At 71.1% G+C, this 16,566-nt stretch carries 15 protein-coding genes and 2 pseudogenes; 9 read left to right on the forward strand and 8 right to left on the reverse strand.

Annotated elements, in window-relative coordinates:
- Positions 1-50 precede the first annotated feature (50 nt).
- Complete coding sequence (locus H4N64_RS20340; RefSeq protein ID WP_186283812.1) at positions 51-1,103, forward strand: SAM-dependent methyltransferase; 1,053 nt, start codon at positions 51-53, stop codon at positions 1,101-1,103.
- On the opposite strand, the gene H4N64_RS20345 is transcribed toward H4N64_RS20340, so the two are convergent.
- Positions 1,068-2,216, reverse strand: coding sequence for an NADH-quinone oxidoreductase subunit D (locus H4N64_RS20345; RefSeq protein ID WP_186283813.1), 1,149 nt, complete (start codon positions 2,214-2,216; stop codon positions 1,068-1,070). The two genes, H4N64_RS20340 and H4N64_RS20345, sit on opposite strands and share 36 nt — an antisense overlap.
- A gap of 31 nt (positions 2,217-2,247) precedes the next feature.
- Here H4N64_RS20345 and H4N64_RS20350 point away from each other — a divergent pair, with 31 nt between their 5' ends.
- Positions 2,248-2,775 carry a PH domain-containing protein gene (locus H4N64_RS20350; protein WP_186283814.1) on the forward strand — a complete coding sequence of 176 codons (528 nt, stop codon included), beginning with the start codon at positions 2,248-2,250 and terminating at the stop codon, positions 2,773-2,775.
- A complete protein-coding gene (locus H4N64_RS20355) occupies positions 2,772-4,121 on the forward strand; it encodes a PH domain-containing protein (RefSeq protein WP_186283815.1) in 1,350 nt (449 codons plus the stop codon). The genes H4N64_RS20350 and H4N64_RS20355 overlap by 4 nt, the downstream gene beginning before the upstream one ends.
- Before the next feature lie 28 nt (positions 4,122-4,149).
- On the opposite strand, the gene H4N64_RS20360 is transcribed toward H4N64_RS20355, so the two are convergent.
- Both H4N64_RS20360 and H4N64_RS45180 read right to left on the reverse strand, forming a co-directional pair.
- Positions 4,150-5,433 (reverse strand): hypothetical protein, encoded by a 1,284-nt coding sequence (locus H4N64_RS20360; RefSeq protein WP_186283816.1) that lies wholly within the window; start codon positions 5,431-5,433, stop codon positions 4,150-4,152.
- 136 nt (positions 5,434-5,569) lie between these two features.
- Positions 5,570-5,700: pseudogene (locus H4N64_RS45180) on the reverse strand (esterase); the annotation flags it as partial.
- 148 nt (positions 5,701-5,848) lie between these two features.
- Between H4N64_RS45180 and H4N64_RS20365 the strand changes: the two are divergent.
- From H4N64_RS20365 to H4N64_RS20390, 6 genes and pseudogenes are all read left to right on the forward strand, one after another.
- Positions 5,849-7,249: pseudogene (locus H4N64_RS20365) on the forward strand (phosphatidylglycerol lysyltransferase domain-containing protein); the annotation flags it as partial.
- 117 nt (positions 7,250-7,366) lie between these two features.
- Positions 7,367-8,272, forward strand: coding sequence for a dihydropteroate synthase (gene folP / locus H4N64_RS20370; protein ID WP_186283817.1), 906 nt, complete (start codon positions 7,367-7,369; stop codon positions 8,270-8,272).
- On the forward strand, positions 8,269-8,772 hold the full coding sequence (locus H4N64_RS20375; RefSeq protein WP_186283818.1) for a nuclear transport factor 2 family protein: 504 nt from the start codon (positions 8,269-8,271) through the stop codon (positions 8,770-8,772). The genes folP and H4N64_RS20375 overlap by 4 nt, the downstream gene beginning before the upstream one ends.
- Positions 8,773-9,020: 248 nt before the next feature.
- Positions 9,021-9,380: a dihydroneopterin aldolase gene (folB, locus tag H4N64_RS20380; RefSeq protein ID WP_186283819.1), complete on the forward strand. Its 360-nt coding sequence runs from the start codon at positions 9,021-9,023 to the stop codon at positions 9,378-9,380.
- Complete coding sequence (gene folK, locus H4N64_RS20385; RefSeq protein WP_186283820.1) at positions 9,377-9,988, forward strand: 2-amino-4-hydroxy-6-hydroxymethyldihydropteridine diphosphokinase; 612 nt, start codon at positions 9,377-9,379, stop codon at positions 9,986-9,988. Before folB ends, folK begins: the two co-directional genes overlap by 4 nt.
- Before the next feature lie 61 nt (positions 9,989-10,049).
- Positions 10,050-10,538, forward strand: a complete 489-nt coding sequence (locus tag H4N64_RS20390) for a DUF3180 family protein (RefSeq protein ID WP_186283821.1) — start codon at positions 10,050-10,052, stop codon at positions 10,536-10,538.
- 13 nt (positions 10,539-10,551) lie between these two features.
- Here H4N64_RS20390 and folE read toward each other — a convergent pair whose 3' ends face one another.
- The 5 genes from folE to H4N64_RS20415 all read right to left on the reverse strand — a co-directional run bounded on the left by folE (position 10,552) and on the right by H4N64_RS20415 (position 16,501).
- Positions 10,552-11,157, reverse strand: coding sequence for a GTP cyclohydrolase I FolE (folE, locus tag H4N64_RS20395; RefSeq protein WP_186283822.1), 606 nt, complete (start codon positions 11,155-11,157; stop codon positions 10,552-10,554).
- 140 nt (positions 11,158-11,297) lie between these two features.
- Complete coding sequence (gene ftsH / locus H4N64_RS20400) at positions 11,298-13,331, reverse strand: ATP-dependent zinc metalloprotease FtsH (RefSeq protein ID WP_186283823.1); 2,034 nt, start codon at positions 13,329-13,331, stop codon at positions 11,298-11,300.
- A 205-nt stretch (positions 13,332-13,536) separates the two neighbouring features.
- Positions 13,537-14,097, reverse strand: coding sequence for a hypoxanthine phosphoribosyltransferase (hpt, locus tag H4N64_RS20405; protein WP_015658790.1), 561 nt, complete (start codon positions 14,095-14,097; stop codon positions 13,537-13,539).
- Between the two features lie 51 nt (positions 14,098-14,148).
- Complete coding sequence (gene tilS, locus H4N64_RS20410; RefSeq protein WP_186283824.1) at positions 14,149-15,174, reverse strand: tRNA lysidine(34) synthetase TilS; 1,026 nt, start codon at positions 15,172-15,174, stop codon at positions 14,149-14,151.
- Positions 15,175-15,367: 193 nt separating this feature from the next.
- Entirely contained in the window at positions 15,368-16,501 is a 1,134-nt protein-coding gene (locus H4N64_RS20415) for a zinc-dependent metalloprotease (RefSeq protein ID WP_186283825.1), read from the reverse strand.
- Positions 16,502-16,566 lie beyond the last annotated feature (65 nt).

The raw sequence follows: 16,566 nt of genomic DNA on the forward strand, positions 1-16,566 counted from the left end.
GTACTCCGCAAGGTGGAGGCCCCGCTCTCCTGTGCGCTTAGCCTGTGCGTGTGACGCGAGACGCTGGCGAGGAATGGCGGGGGTGGCGGGCGGCGGCTCAGGAGGCGCTGTACGGACCGCACGGCTTCTATCGCAGGCCGGAGGGCCCGGCCGGGCACTTCCGTACGTCCGTGCACGCCTCGCCGCTGTTCGCCGAGGCGGTGGCCCGGCTGCTGTGCCGGGTCGACGAGGCGCTCGGCCGGCCCTCCTCGCTCGACTTCGTCGACATGGCCGCGGGCCGCGGCGAACTCGTCACCGCCGTTCTCGCCGCGCTCCCCTCCGACGTGGCCGCCCGCGCGCGCGGGTACGCCGTCGAGCTCGCCGATCGCCCGCCCGTTCTCGATCACCGGATCGAGTGGCTGCCGCAGCCGCCAAGGACCATCACGGGCCTGCTGTTCGCCAACGAGTGGCTGGACAACGTCCCCGTCGAGATCGCCGAGGTCGACGCCGAGGGCGTACCGCGCAGGGTCCTCGTACGGCGCGACGGGACCGAGCGGCTCGGCGAACCGGTCGCCGGCGCGGAGGCCGAGTGGCTCGCGCGGTGGTGGCCGCTGCCACCGGAGGAGGGGCTGCGCGCCGAGATCGGGCTGCCCCGGGACGAGGCCTGGGCGGGGGCGGTCGGGGCCGTCGAGCGGGGGCTCGCGGTGGCCGTCGACTACGCGCACACGGCGGATGCGCGCCCCTTGTTCGGGACGCTGACCGGATTCCGGGAGGGGCGCGAGACGGCGCCTGTGCCGGACGGGTCGTGCGATGTCACGGCGCATGTGGCGCTGGATGCGTGTGCGCGGGCGGGCGCAACGGCGCGCGTGGTGCCGACCGCGCGCCTGCTTGTGCAGCGCGACGCCCTGCGCGCCCTGGGCATCGCAGGCGCGCGCCCCCCGCTCGCGCTCGCGACCACCCAACCCGCCGCCTACGTACGCGCCCTCGCGACCGCCGGCGAGGCCGCCGAGCTCACCGCACCGGGCGGCCTCGGCGACTTCGGCTGGCTGCTCCAGCCCGTCGGCATCCCGGACCCGGCGCTCGGCGGCCTACTTGTCGATGTCCCCGACCACGAAGAACAGTGACCCCAAAATCGCCACCATGTCCGCCACCAGCGTGCCCGGCAGCAGCTCCACCAGCGCCTGGATGTTGTTGTACGAGGCCGAGCGCAGCTTCAGCCGGTACGGGGTCTTCTCGCCCTTGCTGACCAGGTAGTAGCCGTTGATGCCGAGCGGGTTCTCGGTCCACGCGTACGTGTGCCCCTCGGGTGCCTTCAGGACCTTGGGCAGGCGCTGGTTGATCGGACCGGGCGCAAGCTCCGCGAGCCGGTCGAGGCAGGCGTCGGCGAGATCGAGGGAGTTGTGGGTCTGCTCAAGGAGGCACTCGAAGCGGGCCAGGCAGTCGCCCTCCTCGCGGGTGACCACCTTGAGCGTGTCCTGGAGCTCCCCGTACGCGAGGTAGGGCTCGTCGCGGCGCAGGTCGAAGTCCACGCCCGAGGCGCGCGCGATCGGCCCGCTCACGCCGTACGCGTGCACGGTCTCCGGCGCCAGGGCGCCCACGCCCCGCGTGCGCCCCCGGAAGATCTCGTTGCCGAGGACCAGGTCGTCGAACCGGTCCATACGGGAGCGCACATCGGCGACGGTGGCACGCGCGCGCGTGGTCCATCCCGCGGGCAGGTCCTCCTTCAGGCCTCCGACCCGGTTGAACATGTAGTGCATCCGCCCACCGGAGACCTCCTCCATCACATGCTGGAGCTCCTCGCGCTCCGTGAAGGCGTAGAAGATCGGTGTGATCCCGCCCAGCTCCAGCGGGTACGAGCCCAGGAACATCAGGTGGTTGAGCACCCGGTTGAGCTCCGCGAGCAGAGTCCGCGTCCACACGGCCCGCTCGGGGACCTCCATGCCGAGCATGCGCTCGACGGCCAGGACGACGCCCAGCTCGTTGGAGAAGGCCGACAGCCAGTCGTGGCGGTTGGCGAGCATGATGATCTGGCGGTAGTCGCGCGCCTCGAAGAGCTTCTCGGCGCCGCGGTGCATGTAGCCGATCACCGGCTCGGCGCTGGTGATGCGTTCGCCGTCCAGGACGAGCCGCAGGCGCAGCACGCCGTGCGTGGACGGGTGCTGGGGTCCGATGTTGAGCACCATGTCGGTGCTCTCCGCGGCTCCGCCGATACCGACCGTGGTCTGCGTCGTAGGCATGGACACAGTCTCCCCTACGTAGGCTGACCATATGGAGACGGGGAGCCAGGAAAACACGGCGCATAACGGGCGAACGGGGGCCGCTTCAGCGGGGCACGAGCCGGTGTGGACCGGGCTGCCGCCGGGGCTGCTGCGGATGCGGCGGCTGTTGCTGGTGGTCTGGCTGGGACTGCTGACGGTGGGCCTCGCCGTGCTGCTGGGCCTGCTCGCCGGCCCCGTCTGGGCCACCTTCGCGCTGCTGCCCCTCGCTGTCGCGGTGTGGGGCTGGGTGATGCTCGGCCGCAACTGGCGCTCCTGGCGCTACGCCGAGCGCGCCGACGACCTGCTGATCAGCCGGGGCGTGCTGTGGCGCGAGGAGACGGTCGTGCCGTACGGGCGCATGCAGCTGGTGGAGGTCACCTCCGGGCCCGTCGAGCGGCACTTCGGTCTTGCCAGCGTGCAGCTGCACACCGCGGCCGCGGCGACCGACGCGACCATCCCCGGCCTCGACCCGGCCGAGGCGGAACGGCTGCGCGACCGGCTCACCGAGCTCGGCGAGGCCCGATCGGCGGGGCTGTGACGGCCCCGGGCGTCGACGACGCCGTACGGGAGAAGCCGCCCGTCCTGGAGCGGCGGTTGCATCCCGTGACGCCGCTCAGGCGGGCGTGGGCGCCGGTGGCCGTGGTGATCGGGTGGGCGGTGCACGACCCCGACCAGACGCAGCGCCAGCTGACCCGGCTGACCACGACCACGCTGCTGCTCGCGATAGCCGTCGCCGTTCCCGCGGCCGCCCTGTACGGCTTCCTCACCTGGTGGTTCACGCACTTCGCGGTGACCGACAGCGAACTGCGCATCCGTACCGGTCTGGTGTTCCGGCGCACCGCGCACATCAGGCTGGAACGCATCCAGGCCATCGACGTCAGCCAGCCGCTCCTCGCGCGCGTGGCGGGCGTCGCCAAGCTCAAACTCGACGTCGTCGGGACGGACAAGAAGGACGAGCTCGCCTTCCTGGGAGCGGAGGAGGCGCGTGCGCTGCGCGCGGAACTCCTCGCGCGCGCCGCCGGATTCGCGCCCGAGACGGCGCACGAAGTCGGCGAAGCTCCGGCGCGCGAGTTGCTGCGCACACCCCCTCGCGAGCTTGCGCTCTCCCTCGTGCTGACGGGCGCCACCTGGGGCACCCTCGCCGCCGCCCTCGTCGTACCCCCGATCCTCTGGTTCGCCACCCACAGCGTGTGGACGGTCCTCGCCACCGCCCTGCCCCTGCTCGGCGCGGCGGGCGCGAGCAGCGTGGGCCGGTTCGTCGCCGAGTACGACTGGACGGTGGCCGACTCCCCCGACGGACTGCGCATCGACCGGGGCCTGTTGGACCGCGTCCACGAGACGGTGCCGCCGGGGCGCGTGCAGACCGTACGGGTCGTGCGGCCGCTGCTGTGGCGGCGGCGCGGGTGGGTGCGGGTGGAGCTGGACGTGGCGGGGTCGTCGAACTCCCTGCTGGTGCCGGTCGCCCCGCGTGAGGTCGCCGAGGCCGTCATCGCGCGCGTGCTGCCCGGCGTGAGCGTGCCGCCGGAGTCGGCGCTGTCCCGGCCGCCGCGGCGCGCGCGGTGGTGCGTGCCGGTGTGGTGGCGGGGCTACGGCCTGGTCGTCACCGACGGGGTGTTCGCCGCGCACGAGGGGCTGCTGCGGCGCAGCCTCGCGCTGGTGCCGCACGCGAAGGTGCAGAGCGTACGGCTGGCCCAAGGGCCCTGGAAGCGCGCTCTGGGCGTCGCCGACGTCCATGTGGACACCGGGGCCAACAAGACCGTCACGGCGCGTCTGCGGGACGCCGAGGAGGCGGCGGAGCTGCTCGGAGCCCAGGCGGAGCGGTCGCGGACGGGCCGGCGGGACGCGCTGCCGGACCGGTGGATGACAGAAGGGGCCGACCGTTAGGCCAACCCCTTGTCGAGTGTTCCCGGCGTCAGGACACCGCGCGGCGCAGTCCCTGTACGTCGATCTGTTCCGTCTCGTCGTGCGCCGTCAGGTCGATGACCTGGCCGACGCCCCGGGACTCCTCGTCGGCCGGCTTGAACTCCGCCTCCGACTCGGCCTTGTGCAGGGCGAGCGCCTCCTGGCCGACGACGTCGGCGAGGTCCTCGTTCTGCACATCCTCCAGGGCGGCGGGCTCCGCGTCCTTGTGCGTGCCGAAGAAGTCGAAGCCGCCCTCGACCATCGGGCGCCGGGCGGGCGCCGACGGGACGACGGCCACCGCGGTCGGCGCGACGAAGTGTCCGGCGGGCTGCTGTGCGGGCAGGGCCGGCTTGCCCGTGGTGGTGGCGGCCGCGTGCGTGTGCTCCTGCCCGTCGACCGCCTCGGGCTTCCCCTGCGCCTCGTCCTCCTGCGCGACCGAACCGGTCTTCACGGCCTGGTCGTTCGAGGAGCGGCCGTTCTGCGCGGGGACATCGGCCTGGGCTTCGCCGTGCTCCTTGGCCTGCGCCTCGGCGGACTCCTTCGCCGGGGCGTCGGTGTTCGCCTTCGCGGGGCTACCTTCGGACTTGGCCGATGTGTCGCCCTTCACGGGACCGTCGCCCTTCGGCTCGTCGTCCGTCTTCGGGGACTCCTCGGCGTCGAACTTCGACAGCGCCGCCCGCGCACGCAGGAACAGGCTGGAGCCCTCCGGCGAGAAGACCGCGGGAGTCGTCGGCTCGGAGGACTCGGCCTCGGTGTCGTTCTCGGCGACCGGGGCTGCCACGGCCCCCGCCTCCTCCTCGGCGGCCACCGGCGCCGGCGGCAACGCGCGCGTGGGCGCCACCGCCTCTATCTCCAGCAGCCGGCGCCCCTCCAGGGCGCTCGCACGCTCGGTCTCGGCGGTGGCGTACCGGCGCAGCAGCGCCGCGTGCTCGTTGCGCAGCCCCGCGAGCTCGGCCCGCTTGGCCCGCAGCCGCTGCTCCAGCTTGCCGCGCAGCTCGCGCGACTCGTCGAGGTCGGTCTCAAGTTCGGCGACCCGCTCCTCGAAGCGCCACTCGTCGCTCGCACGCGCGCGTGTCAGATCGGCGACCTGCTTGCCGGCCTGGATGTCCCAGCGGCGCATGACGACCGCGCCGACAACAGCCGTCGCCGCGGCGGCCGCGGCGAGGCCCCGGAGCACCATGGTCTCCGAGAACACCCAGGGGCCGAGCGCGCAGACGACTGAGACGCCTGCGATGGCCGACGGGGGCAGCAGCCTGTGCAAGGGCGGGGAATGGCGGTGACGTCCACGTGGCATGGCCAGAAACTTACCGCGCGTAGGCGAATCTTGGAGCCCCGCCCCGTAAAAACACAGCCATTCCGAAGCGTTCACGGAATTCCGGGCCCACACCAAGATCATTCAATACGCCTGCGCGGTCGGACCCGGCCCTCCGCCGCCCGCTCATCCACTGCAACGTCGCCGGAATCTCCCGCCGCTTTCCAGGATGATCGACGAGATCCGCGTCAGCTTCGTCGCCTTCACGCGCGCTGTGAACTTCAGCGTGTCCCTGTTCATTTCGCGGCCTTGAAACCGGCTTTGGCGAGGCGAGTGAACCTCTCCCCCCAAGACACCGTCCTAGAGGGCGCAATGTCGCCGGATGCCCGAATCGGCACCGGATCCAAGCTCTCTCGCAGAACCACGGGATGCGATGTCTGTCAGGACAGATGAGGAAATGTCAGGCGGGGTTCCGCGGCGACCCGGCCGCGTACGCCGGCTGCTGCGCGGCCCGCGCCCCGAGGCAGTACCCCTTCTCGTCGGCAGAGCCTGTGCCCTTGTCGGCCTTCTGGACATCGCCGCGGGCGTCTTCCCGCGCTTCAGGCACAGCCGTACGCACACCCTCGCCGAGGTGCTGCCCGGCGCGCTCGGACCGTTAGCGGCCGCCCTCTCGCTCAGCGTCGGCGTGCTGTTGCTGCTGCTCGCCCACGGCCTCAAGCGCGGCAAGCGCCGGGCCTGGCGGGCCGCCGTGGCCCTGCTCCCGGCCGGTGCCGTGGCCCAGTTCGCCTACCGCCACTCCCTGCTCGGCGCCCTCATCTCGCTCGTCCTGCTGACCGCCCTGCTGCGCCACCGCGACCGGTTCGCGGCGCTGCCCGACCCACGCAGCCGCTGGCGGGCGCTGGCCAACTTCGTCCTCATGGGCGCCGGTTCACTCGCCCTCGGGCTCGTCATCGTCAGCGCCCACCCGAGGACCCTGGTCGGCAATCCGAGCCTGGCCGAACGCATCACCCACGTCCTGTACGGCCTGTTCGGCTTCCAAGGCCCGGTCGGCTACCAGGGCGGCACCTCGTGGACCGTCGCCATCTCCCTGGGCGCCCTCGGGCTGCTCACCGCCGTCACCACCATCTACCTCGCCTTCCGCCCCGAACACCCCGCCGCCCGCCTCACCCAGGAGGACGAGACCCGCCTCAGGGCCCTGCTGGACAAGCACGGCGGCCGCGACTCCCTCGGCCACTTCGCGCTCCGCCGCGACAAGGCCGTCGTCTTCTCGCCCAGCGGCAAGGCCGCCGTCACCTACCGCGTGGTCTCCGGCGTCATGCTCGCCAGCGGCGACCCCATCGGCGACGTCGAGGCCTGGCCCGGCGCCATCGAACGCTTCATGGACGTCGCCAAGGCCCACTCCTGGACCCCCGCCGTCATGGGCTGCTCCGAGACCGGCGGCGAGGTCTGGACCCGCGAGACCGGCCTGGACGCCCTCGAACCGGGCGACGGGGCGGTGGTGGACGTCGCGGATTTCTCGCTCGCCGGCCGCGCGATGCGCAACGTGCACCTGATGGTCAAGCGCATCGAGCGAGCCGGTTACGAAACCCGGGGACGACGCGTACGTGACCTCGGCGAGGCCGAGCCGGACCGTATCCGCCGCGCCACCGACGACTGGCGCGGCACCGACACCGAACGCGGCTTCTCCATGCCACTCGGCCGCATCGGCGACCCCTCCGACGGCGACTGCCTCATCGCCACCGCCCACAAGCAGGACGACCGACCCGGCCCCTACGGCGACCTCAAGGCCGACCCCGGCATGAACGAACTCCTCATCGTCGGCGCGGGCGAGCCGCGCTTCGTCGTCTACCGCGCCTCCGCGGCGTGACCCGGACCGCACTGCTTCTCTCGGCTTCTCTCAGCTTTCGTCGCGCCACCAAGAGCCACAACCCAACCGCGCGACCAGCGGGGCCCGCCCGGGGCCTACGCTGAACGTATGAGCAAGCAGAGCGGACGCGGGCGCGTGGCAGGCCTTCCTGAATGGGACCGCTGCGCGGTCATGGGAGTCGTGAACGTGACCCCGGACTCCTTCTCCGACGGAGGCCGATGGTTCGACACCACCGCGGCCGTCAAGCACGGCCTCGCCCTGGTCGCCGAGGGCGCCGACCTGGTCGACGTCGGCGGCGAGTCCACCCGCCCCGGCGCCACCCGCGTCGACGAGGCCGAGGAACTCAAGCGCGTCATCCCCGTCGTCCGCGGCCTCGCCTCCGAGGGCGCCACCATCTCCGTCGACACCATGCGCGCGTCCGTCGCCGAACAGGCCCTCGCGGCCGGCGCCGCCCTCGTCAACGACGTCAGCGGCGGCCTCGCCGACCCCGCGATGATCCCCGTCGTCGCCGACGCCGGCGCCCCCTTCATCGTCATGCACTGGCGCGGCTTCCTGGAGGGCGGCAACGTCAAGGGCGTCTACGACGACGTCGTCACCGAGGTCGTCGACGAACTGCACGCACGCGTGGAGGCCGTTCTGGCCGGCGGCGTCGCCCCCGACCGCATCGTCGTCGACCCCGGCCTGGGCTTCTCCAAGGACGCCGAGCACGACCTCGTCCTCCTCGCCCACCTCGACCGACTGCTCGGCCTCGGCCACCCGCTGCTCGTCGCCGCCTCCCGCAAGCGCTTCCTCGGCCGGGTCCTGGCCGGGCCGGAGAGCGCGCCGCCGCCCGCGCGTGAGCGCGACGCGGCCACGGCCGCCGTCTCCGCGCTCGCGGCGCACGCCGGCGCATGGGCGGTGCGCGTGCACGAGGTGCGCGCGACGGCGGACGCCGTACGGGTCTCACGCGCCGTGGAGGGAGCGCGCGACATCGCGCACGCACCGGGCGCGCACACCCCCGAAGGAGCCCGGTGAGCGCCCCCCACACCGATGTCGAGCAGGTGGAAGCCGCGAACACCGCCTTCTACGAGGCGATGGAGCGCGGCGACTTCGAGGAGCTGTCCTCGCTCTGGCTCACCCCGGCCGACCTCGGCGTCGACGAGAGCTACCACGACCCGGCCGACACCGGCGTGATCTCCTGCGTGCACCCCGGCTGGCCGGTACTGACCGGCCGCGGCGAGGTCCTCAGGTCGTACGCGCTGATCATGGCGAACACCGAGTACATCCAGTTCTTCCTCACCGACGTGCATGTCTCCGTCACCGGCGACACCGCGCTCGTCACCTGCACCGAGAACATCCTCAGCGGCGGCCCCGCACCCGAGGGCAGTGAGGAGCTCGGCCCGCTCGTCGGCCAGCTCGTCGTCGCCACCAACGTCTTCCGGCGTACCCCGGCCGGCTGGAAACTCTGGTCCCACCACGCCTCACCCGTTCTGGCCGAAACCGACGAGGAAGAAGGCGACGACACCCCCTCCTGAGTGGGTAGGCGCCCCGCAGGGACCAACAAGTGGTTGGAATCACGTCGCTCTGGGTAGGGGCGGCTACCAACCCATGAGCCGTCGGGTTCCCCAGGGGAAACACGCGATGAAACCTGCGGACCCCGGCGCGGGCCCATGCCCCCGTGGAACGGCCCTGTCAGTGCCCGCAGGTAGATTCGTTCGCGGCCGGTGTGCCGCCCGCACACGGTTCGGACCGGCCGCTACCGACGATTGCAGGAGTGATTCGCGTGGATCGTGTCGCGCTGAGCGGCCTGAAGGCCCGCGGGCACCACGGTGTGTTCCCCAAGGAGCGCGAGGAGGGCCAGACCTTCATCGTGGACCTCGTGCTGGGCCTGGACACCCGGCCGGCCGCCGCCGACGACGACCTGGCGAAGACCGTGCACTACGGCATCGTGGCCGAGGAGGTCGTGGCCGTCGTCGAGGGCGAGCCCGTCAACCTCATCGAAACCCTCGCCGAGCGCATCGCCCAGGCCTGTCTGAAGCACGAAGGGGTCCAGGAGGTCGAGGTCCGCGTCCACAAACCCGACGCGCCGATCACGGTCCCCTTCGACGACGTGACCGTCACCATCACCCGGAGCCGAGTATGACCGCGTTCTTCACCGAGGGTCACAGCGACCCGACCGTACAGCCGGTACCCGCCTCCGTCGTCGAGAAGGTCGACGCCGCCGACACCACCCTGCACAACCCGCAGCGAGCCGTGATCTCCCTCGGCTCCAACCTCGGCAACCGCCTGGAGACCCTCCAGGGCGCCATCGACGCGCTGGAGGACACCCCCGGCCTGCGCATCAAGGCCGTCTCCCCCGTCTACGAGACCGAGCCATGGGGCGTCGAGCAGGGCAGCCAGCCCTCCTACTTCAACGCGGTCGTGGTCCTCAAGACCACCCTCCCCCCGTCCTCGCTCCTGGAGCGGGCGCAGGCGGTCGAGGAGGCCTTCCACCGCGTCCGCGACGAACGCTGGGGCCCGCGCACCCTCGACGTCGACATCGTCGCCTACGCCGACGTCGTCTCCGACGACCCCGCCCTCACCCTCCCCCACCCGCGGGCCCACGAGCGGGCCTTCGTCCTCGCCCCCTGGCACGACGTGGAACCCGAGGCACAGCTGCCCGGCCACGGCGCGGTCGCCGACCTGCTCGGCACCGTCACCCGGGAAGGCGTCTCCCCCCGCGCAGACCTGGAACTCCGGCTGCCCGAGTAGTCGTTAAGGTCAAGACGATCGACCACAGCCCGTGGAGATCCGGGGGAGCTGAAGGGACACCGTGAGAGAGCTGCGCATCAGGGTGCTGGCCGGCGTGTTCGTCGTGGCCGGCGTCCTGTCCTGGGCGGGCGCCCGCCTCTGGAACTCGATCGGGACCCTGCCGAGCGTCCCCCTGGCCGCCCCCATCGTCCTCGCCCTGATCGCCGCGGTCCTGCTGGCCACGGCGCTCTCGATCCGCTCCCGCCTCAAGGCCCAGCGCGAGCGTCGCCCCGGCGCCAAGGGCGTCGACCCCCTGATGGCCGCCCGAGCAGTGGTCTTCGGCCAGGCCAGCGCCCTGGTCGCGGCCCTGGTCGCCGGCATGTACGGCGGCACCGGCGCCTTCCTCCTGGAAGTCCTCGACATCCCCGCCCGCCGCGACCAGGCCATCTACGCCGGCTTCTCGGTCGTCGCGGGCATCGCCGTCATAGCGGCGGCCATCTTCCTGGAGCGAGTCTGCAAACTCCCGGAGGACGACGAACACAACGGCGCAGGGGCGGCACCGGCGGCGTGACGCCGTACGGCCGTCAGTGCGCCATGATCAGGCTCATCGCCTCGTTGCGCGTGGCCGCGTCCCGCAGCTGACCGCGCACCGCCGAGGTGATGGTCTTCGCACCGGGCTTGCGGATGCCCCGCATCGACATGCACATGTGCTCGCACTCCACGACCACGATCACGCCCCGCGGCTCAAGGATCTCCATCAGGGAGTCCGCGATCTGCGTGGTGAGTCGTTCCTGCACCTGAGGGCGGCGGGCGTAGACATCGACGAGCCGGGCCAGCTTGGACAGCCCGGTGATCTTGCCGGTGGTGGCCGGGATGTACCCGACGTGCGCCACGCCCCGGAACGGCACCAGATGATGCTCACAGGTGCTGTACACCTCGATGTCCTTCACGAGCACCATCTCGTCGTGCCCGATGTCGAACGTCGTCGTCAGCACGTCCTCGGGCTTCTGCCACAGCCCCGCGAATATCTCCTTGTACGCCCTGGCCACCCGCCCCGGCGTCTCCCTCAAGCCCTCCCGGTCCGGATCCTCGCCGACCGCGATCAGCAGTTCGCGTACGGCGTTCTCGGCGCGCTTCTCGTCGAACTCGCCGATGCGGCCCTCGCCGTCCAGCGTGACGGGGTCGGTCATGTGGTGCCTCGTTCCTGTGCGGGTGGCGCGTGTGGGTCACGCGTCTGAACTGCGGACATACGACGATGCCGCGCCCCCCAGGCTAAAACCAGGGGAACGCGGCATCCATTCCGGCCCCGGCGAGGTCACCGGGGCCCGGGTCAGCTCTCCGGGCGCTCCTCGGGAGCGGGCTCCGGGGCGGGCTCCGTCACCGTCGACTTGGCGGTGGTGATCGCCGGAGTCGCGCCGTTGGCGCCGTTCGTCAGTGCGAGCTCCTTGGGGGAGAGCACCGGCGGACGGGTGGACGGCGTACGGCGGGAGGAGCCGGTCCAGGCGGGCCGCGGCGGGCGCTTGACGATGGGCGCGAAGATCTCGGCGATCTCCTCCTTGCCCAGCGTCTCCCGCTCCAGCAGGGCCAGCACCAGGTTGTCGAGGACATCGCGGTTCTCGACCAGGATCTCCCAGGCCTCGTTGTGCGCCGTCTCGATGAGCTTCTTGACCTCCTCGTCCACCAGCGCGGCGACCTCTTCCGAGTAGTCACGCTGGTGAGCCATCTCACGGCCGAGGAAGGGCTCGGTGTTGTCGCCGCCGAACTTGATCGCACCGAGGCGCTCGGTCATGCCGTACTGCGTGACCATCGCGCGGGCCGTGGCGGTGGCCTTCTCGATGTCGTTCGCGGCGCCCGTGGTCGGGTCGTGGAAGACGAGCTCCTCGGCCGCGCGGCCGCCCAGCATGTACGCGAGCTGGTCCAGCATTTCGTTGCGGGTCGTGGAGTACTTGTCCTCGTCCGGCAGGACCATCGTGTAGCCGAGGGCGCGGCCTCTGGACAGGATCGTGATCTTGTGGACCGGGTCGGAGTTCGGGGAGGCCGCCGCGACCAGGGCGTGGCCGCCCTCGTGGTACGCGGTGATCTTCTTTTCCTTGTCCGACATGATCCGGGTCCGCTTCTGCGGGCCCGCCACGACGCGGTCGATGGCTTCGTCGAGCATGTGGTTGTCGATCAGCTTCTTGTCCGAGCGGGCCGTCAGCAGGGCGGCCTCGTTCAGGACGTTGGACAGATCGGCACCCGTGAAGCCCGGCGTACGGCGGGCGACAGCGGAGAGGTCGACGTCCGGGGCGACCGGCTTGCCCTTCTGGTGGACCTTGAGGATCTCCAGACGGCCCTGCATGTCGGGGCGGTCGACCGCGATCTGGCGGTCGAAGCGGCCGGGGCGCAGGAGGGCCGGGTCGAGGATGTCGGGGCGGTTCGTGGCGGCGATCAGGATGACGCCGCCCTTCACGTCGAAGCCGTCCATCTCGACGAGCAGCTGGTTCAGGGTCTGCTCGCGCTCGTCGTGACCGCCGCCGAGGCCGGCGCCGCGGTGGCGGCCGACCGCGTCGATCTCGTCGACGAAGACGATCGCCGGGGCGTTCGCCTTGGCCTGCTCGAACAGGTCACGGACTCGGGAGGCACCGACACCGACGAACATCTCGACGAAGTCGGAACCGGAGATCGAGTAGAACGGCACGCCGGCCTCGCCCGCGACGGCGCGCGCGAGCAGGGTCTTGCCGGTGCCGGGAGGGCCGTACAGGAGTACGCCCTTGGGAATCTTGGCGCCGACGGCCTGGAACTTGGCGGGCTCCTGGAGGAATTCCTTGATCTCGTGGAGTTCCTCGACCGCCTCGTCCGAGCCGGCGACGTCCGCGAACGTCGTCTTCGGGGTGTCCTTGGTGATGAGCTTGGCCTTGGACTTCCCGAAGTTCATGACTCGGGAGCCGCCGCCCTGCATCTGGTTCATCAGGAACAGGAACACGACCACGATGAGAACGAAGGGGAGCAGCGAGAGCAGGATGCTCACGAAGGCGTTCTGCTTGGTCGGCGAGACCGTGTAGCCGTCCGGGATCTGCTTGTCCTGGAACTTGGTCTGCAGGGTGTTCGCGAGGTTCACACCCTGGTCGCCGATATAGCTCGCCTGGATCTTCGAGCTGTCCTCGATCTTTTCGCCGTCCTTGAGCTGGACCTTGATGGTCTGCTCGTCGCCGGTGGTCAGCTTGGCCGACTCGACCTTGTTGTCATTGATCGCCTGGACGACCTGGCCGGTGTCCACCGTCTTGTAGCCGCCGGACGAGCCGACGACCTGCATCAACACGACCACGGCAAGGACGGCCAGCACGATCCACATGACCGGCCCACGGAAGTATCGCTTCACGTCCATCCATACGGAGCGGTGTCGCCCCGTCCCTCCTGCCATAGTGAGTTTGATAAGACAGTTCTTCTGACGGTACCCCAGCATCGGCCTGAAGCCGCACGGCGGCTGGCAATCCCGTCTCTGCATGCTCCAACGGCGCGAACCGCGCTGGGGTTCCCGATCGTCCTACAAGCGTCGCCCTTGTGGCTCAGTCACCGGCCGAGCCACAAGGTCAGCCACCGTAGACGTGAGGCGCGAGCGTACCGACGAACGGGAGGTTGCGGTACTTCTCGGCGTAGTCGAGGCCGTATCCGACGACGAACTCGTTGGGGATGTCGAAGCCGACCCACTCGACGTCGATGGCGACCTTGGCGGCGTCCGGCTTGCGCAGCAGGGTGCACACCTTGAGCGACTCGGGCTCGCGGGAGCCGAGGTTGGACAGCAGCCAGGACAGGGTCAGGCCGGAGTCGATGATGTCCTCGACGATCAGGACGTGCTTGCCCTTGATGTCGGTGTCGAGGTCCTTGAGGATCCGCACCACGCCGGAGGACTGGGTGCCCGCGCCGTAGGAGGACACGGCCATCCAGTCCATGGTGACGGGGGTGGACAGCGCCCGGGCGAGGTCCGCCATCACCATCACCGCGCCCTTGAGGACGCCGACGATGAGCAGGTCCTTGCCCGCGTACTCCGCGTCGATCTTCGCGGCCAGCTCGGCCAGCTTCGCGTCGATCTCTTCTTTGGTGATGAGCACCTGCTGAAGGTCGGCACCCATGTCTTTCGCGTCCACCCGCATCACTTTCGGTCGTCCCACCGGCCGTCCGCCCCCCTTGGCGGGGGTAAGGATTCAGCCTTGCCGAATCACCAGTCTGCCACCCTGGCGCTGGGCCACGACTTTGCCGGGGAGATTGATGACCCCCTGGCCGCGCCATCCGGTGATCAGGCGGTCGACTTCCTCGATGTGCCGGGCGAACAGCGAACCGGCCGGAGCGCCCGCCTCGATGGCGGCGCGGCGCAGGATCCGGCGGCGTACGGCGGGCGGGAGGGCGTAGAGCTTGGCGCACTCCAGCAGGCCCGCGGCGTCGCGTACGGAGGCTTCGGCCTGGCCGGCCCAGGCGTCGAGGGCGTCGGCGTCGTCGCGGGACAGTTGGGCCGTACGGGCGAGAGCTTCTACGACGCCTTTGCCGAGGGCCTTCTCCAGGGCGGGCAGGCCTTCGTGGCGCAGACGGGAGCGCGTGTAGGCGGGGTCGGCGTTGTGGGGGTCGTCCCAGACGGCGAGGGACTGGACCATGCAGGCCCTGCGGGCGGTCTGCCGGTCGAGTTCGAGAAAGGGGCGTCGGTAACGGCCGTCGGCCCCCGAGACCGAGGCCATTCCGGACAGGGAGCGGATGCCGGAGCCGCGGGCGAGGCCGAGCAGGACGGTTTCGGCCTGGTCGTCGCGGGTGTGGCCGAGCAGGATCGCCGTGGCGCCGTGGCGCCCTGCGGCGGCGTCGAGGGCGGCGTAGCGGGCGTCGCGGGCGGCGGCCTCGGGTCCGCCCTCGCGGCCGACGCTGACGGCGGTGGACTCGACCGGGTCGAGGCCGAGTTCGCGCAGGCGCAGGACGACTTCCGCGGCGCGCAGGTCGGAGCCGGGCTGGAGACCGTGGTCGACGGTGATGCCGCCCGCGCGGATGCCGAGTTTGGGGGCCTCGAAGGCGAGGGCGGAGGCGAGGGCCATGGAGTCGGCGCCGCCGGAGCACGCCACGAGCACGAGCGGCGACGGCGGGCGCTCGTGCGGGGTGTCGGTGGAGATACGGCCGTGGTCGTTGAGGATGTCGTGGAGGACGCGGCGGACCGCCAGGCGTATCGCCGCGACCGCAGGATGGGGACCCATGTCCGGTTCCCTTCATGAAGTTTTCGGGGGGTGAGCCCGAGGTTCGGTCACTCAGAGTGTGTAGATGGTGACAGAACCGGGCGGTTCCCCGAGCATTGCACGCCTACCCATGGCTCACGGTCCCTCGGACGGGTGATTGAAGGGGCGTTCGCCTGCCGTCGGCCGGATTCGTTTCACGACGCTCCCCGGGGGTTCACGACTCGGCCTTGCGGTGCACCCGTGCGACCCAGTCCGCCGGTTTGGCGATCTCCGCCTTGGTCGGGAGGGTGTTCGGGGAGGTCCACACGCGGTTGAAGCCGCCCATGCCGACCTGGTCGACGACGGCCCGCACGAAGCGTTCGCCGTCGCGGTACTGCCTGAGTTTGGCATCCAAACCCAGCAGCTTACGGAGGGCCATGTCCAGCCGGGAGGCGCCTTTCGCGCGCCGTTGCTGGAACTTCTCGCGGATCTCGGAGACGGTCGGTACGACTTCTGGACCCACCCCGTCCATGACGAAGTCGGCGTGGCCCTCCAGAAGGGACATCACGGCGGTGAGGCGGCCGAGGATCTCGCGCTGGGCCGGGGTCTGCACGATCTCGACGAAGGAGCGTCCGCCGTCGTCCTCCTCGGCCTCGGGGCGGCCCCCGGCGAGGGACTGCGCGGCCTCGCGGATGCGCTCCAGGACGGTCATGGGGTCGACGTCGGTCTCCCCCAAGAAAGACTGGATTTCGCCCTCCAGGTGGTCCCGCAGCCAGGGCACGGCGGTGAACTGGGTGCGGTGGGTCTCCTCGTGCAGGCACACCCACAGGCGGAAGTCGTGGGGCTGGACGTCGAGTTCGCGCTCGACGTGGACGATGTTCGGCGCGACGAGCAGCAGCCGGCCGCCGCCGCCCGCTCCCGCGGGCAGTTCGCGGGTGGCGGGGGCGAAGGTCTCGTACTGGCCGAGGACGCGGGAGGCCAGGAACGACAGCAGCATGCCCAGTTCCACGCCGGTGACCTTGCCGCCGACGGCGCCGAGGACCGCGCCGCCGGGGGTGGAGACGCGACGCTCCTGCATCTTGTCGAGCAGCGGTTTGAGCAGTTCCCGGAAGCCGGCGACGTTGGCCCGGACCCAGCCGGGGCGGTCGACGACGAGGACGGGCGTGTCGTGGGTGTCCTCGGTGCCCAGACGAGTGAAGCCCCGGACGTGTTCCTCCGAGGCTTTGGCGTGCCGGCGCAGCTCCGCGACGACGGCGCGGGCCTCGTCGCGGCTGACCTCGGGGCCCGGCCGTACGAGCCGGGTCGCGGTCGCCACCGCGAGATTCCAGTCGACCATCCCAGGAGTTGCCGCACCACCGATGCTCGTCATGCGTCAACCGTACGTGAGCGCTGCCGCTGGGGGCAGGGCGTCGAGGTCGGCCGCGACCCGGGCGT

Source organism: Streptomyces cupreus, from assembly GCF_014257025.1.
In the GTDB taxonomy this organism is placed as follows: Bacteria; Actinomycetota; Actinomycetes; order Streptomycetales; family Streptomycetaceae; genus Streptomyces; species Streptomyces cupreus.

Bases quoted from the DNA above. Each gene is read 5' to 3' on its own strand.
- H4N64_RS20345 (WP_186283813.1), bottom strand. From the start codon at position 2,216: ATGCCTACGACGCAGACCACGGTCGGTATCGGCGGAGCCGCGGAGAGC.
- H4N64_RS20350 (WP_186283814.1), top strand. From the start codon at position 2,248: ATGGAGACGGGGAGCCAGGAAAACACGGCGCATAACGGGCGAACGGGG.
- H4N64_RS20360 (WP_186283816.1), bottom strand. From the start codon at position 5,433: ATGCCACGTGGACGTCACCGCCATTCCCCGCCCTTGCACAGGCTGCTG.
- folP (WP_186283817.1), top strand. From the start codon at position 7,367: ATGAGCAAGCAGAGCGGACGCGGGCGCGTGGCAGGCCTTCCTGAATGG.
- folK (WP_186283820.1), top strand. From the start codon at position 9,377: ATGACCGCGTTCTTCACCGAGGGTCACAGCGACCCGACCGTACAGCCG.
- folE (WP_186283822.1), bottom strand. From the start codon at position 11,157: ATGACCGACCCCGTCACGCTGGACGGCGAGGGCCGCATCGGCGAGTTC.
- ftsH (WP_186283823.1), bottom strand. From the start codon at position 13,331: ATGGACGTGAAGCGATACTTCCGTGGGCCGGTCATGTGGATCGTGCTG.
- hpt (WP_015658790.1), bottom strand. From the start codon at position 14,097: ATGCGGGTGGACGCGAAAGACATGGGTGCCGACCTTCAGCAGGTGCTC.
- tilS (WP_186283824.1), bottom strand. From the start codon at position 15,174: ATGGGTCCCCATCCTGCGGTCGCGGCGATACGCCTGGCGGTCCGCCGC.
- H4N64_RS20415 (WP_186283825.1), bottom strand. From the start codon at position 16,501: ATGACGAGCATCGGTGGTGCGGCAACTCCTGGGATGGTCGACTGGAAT.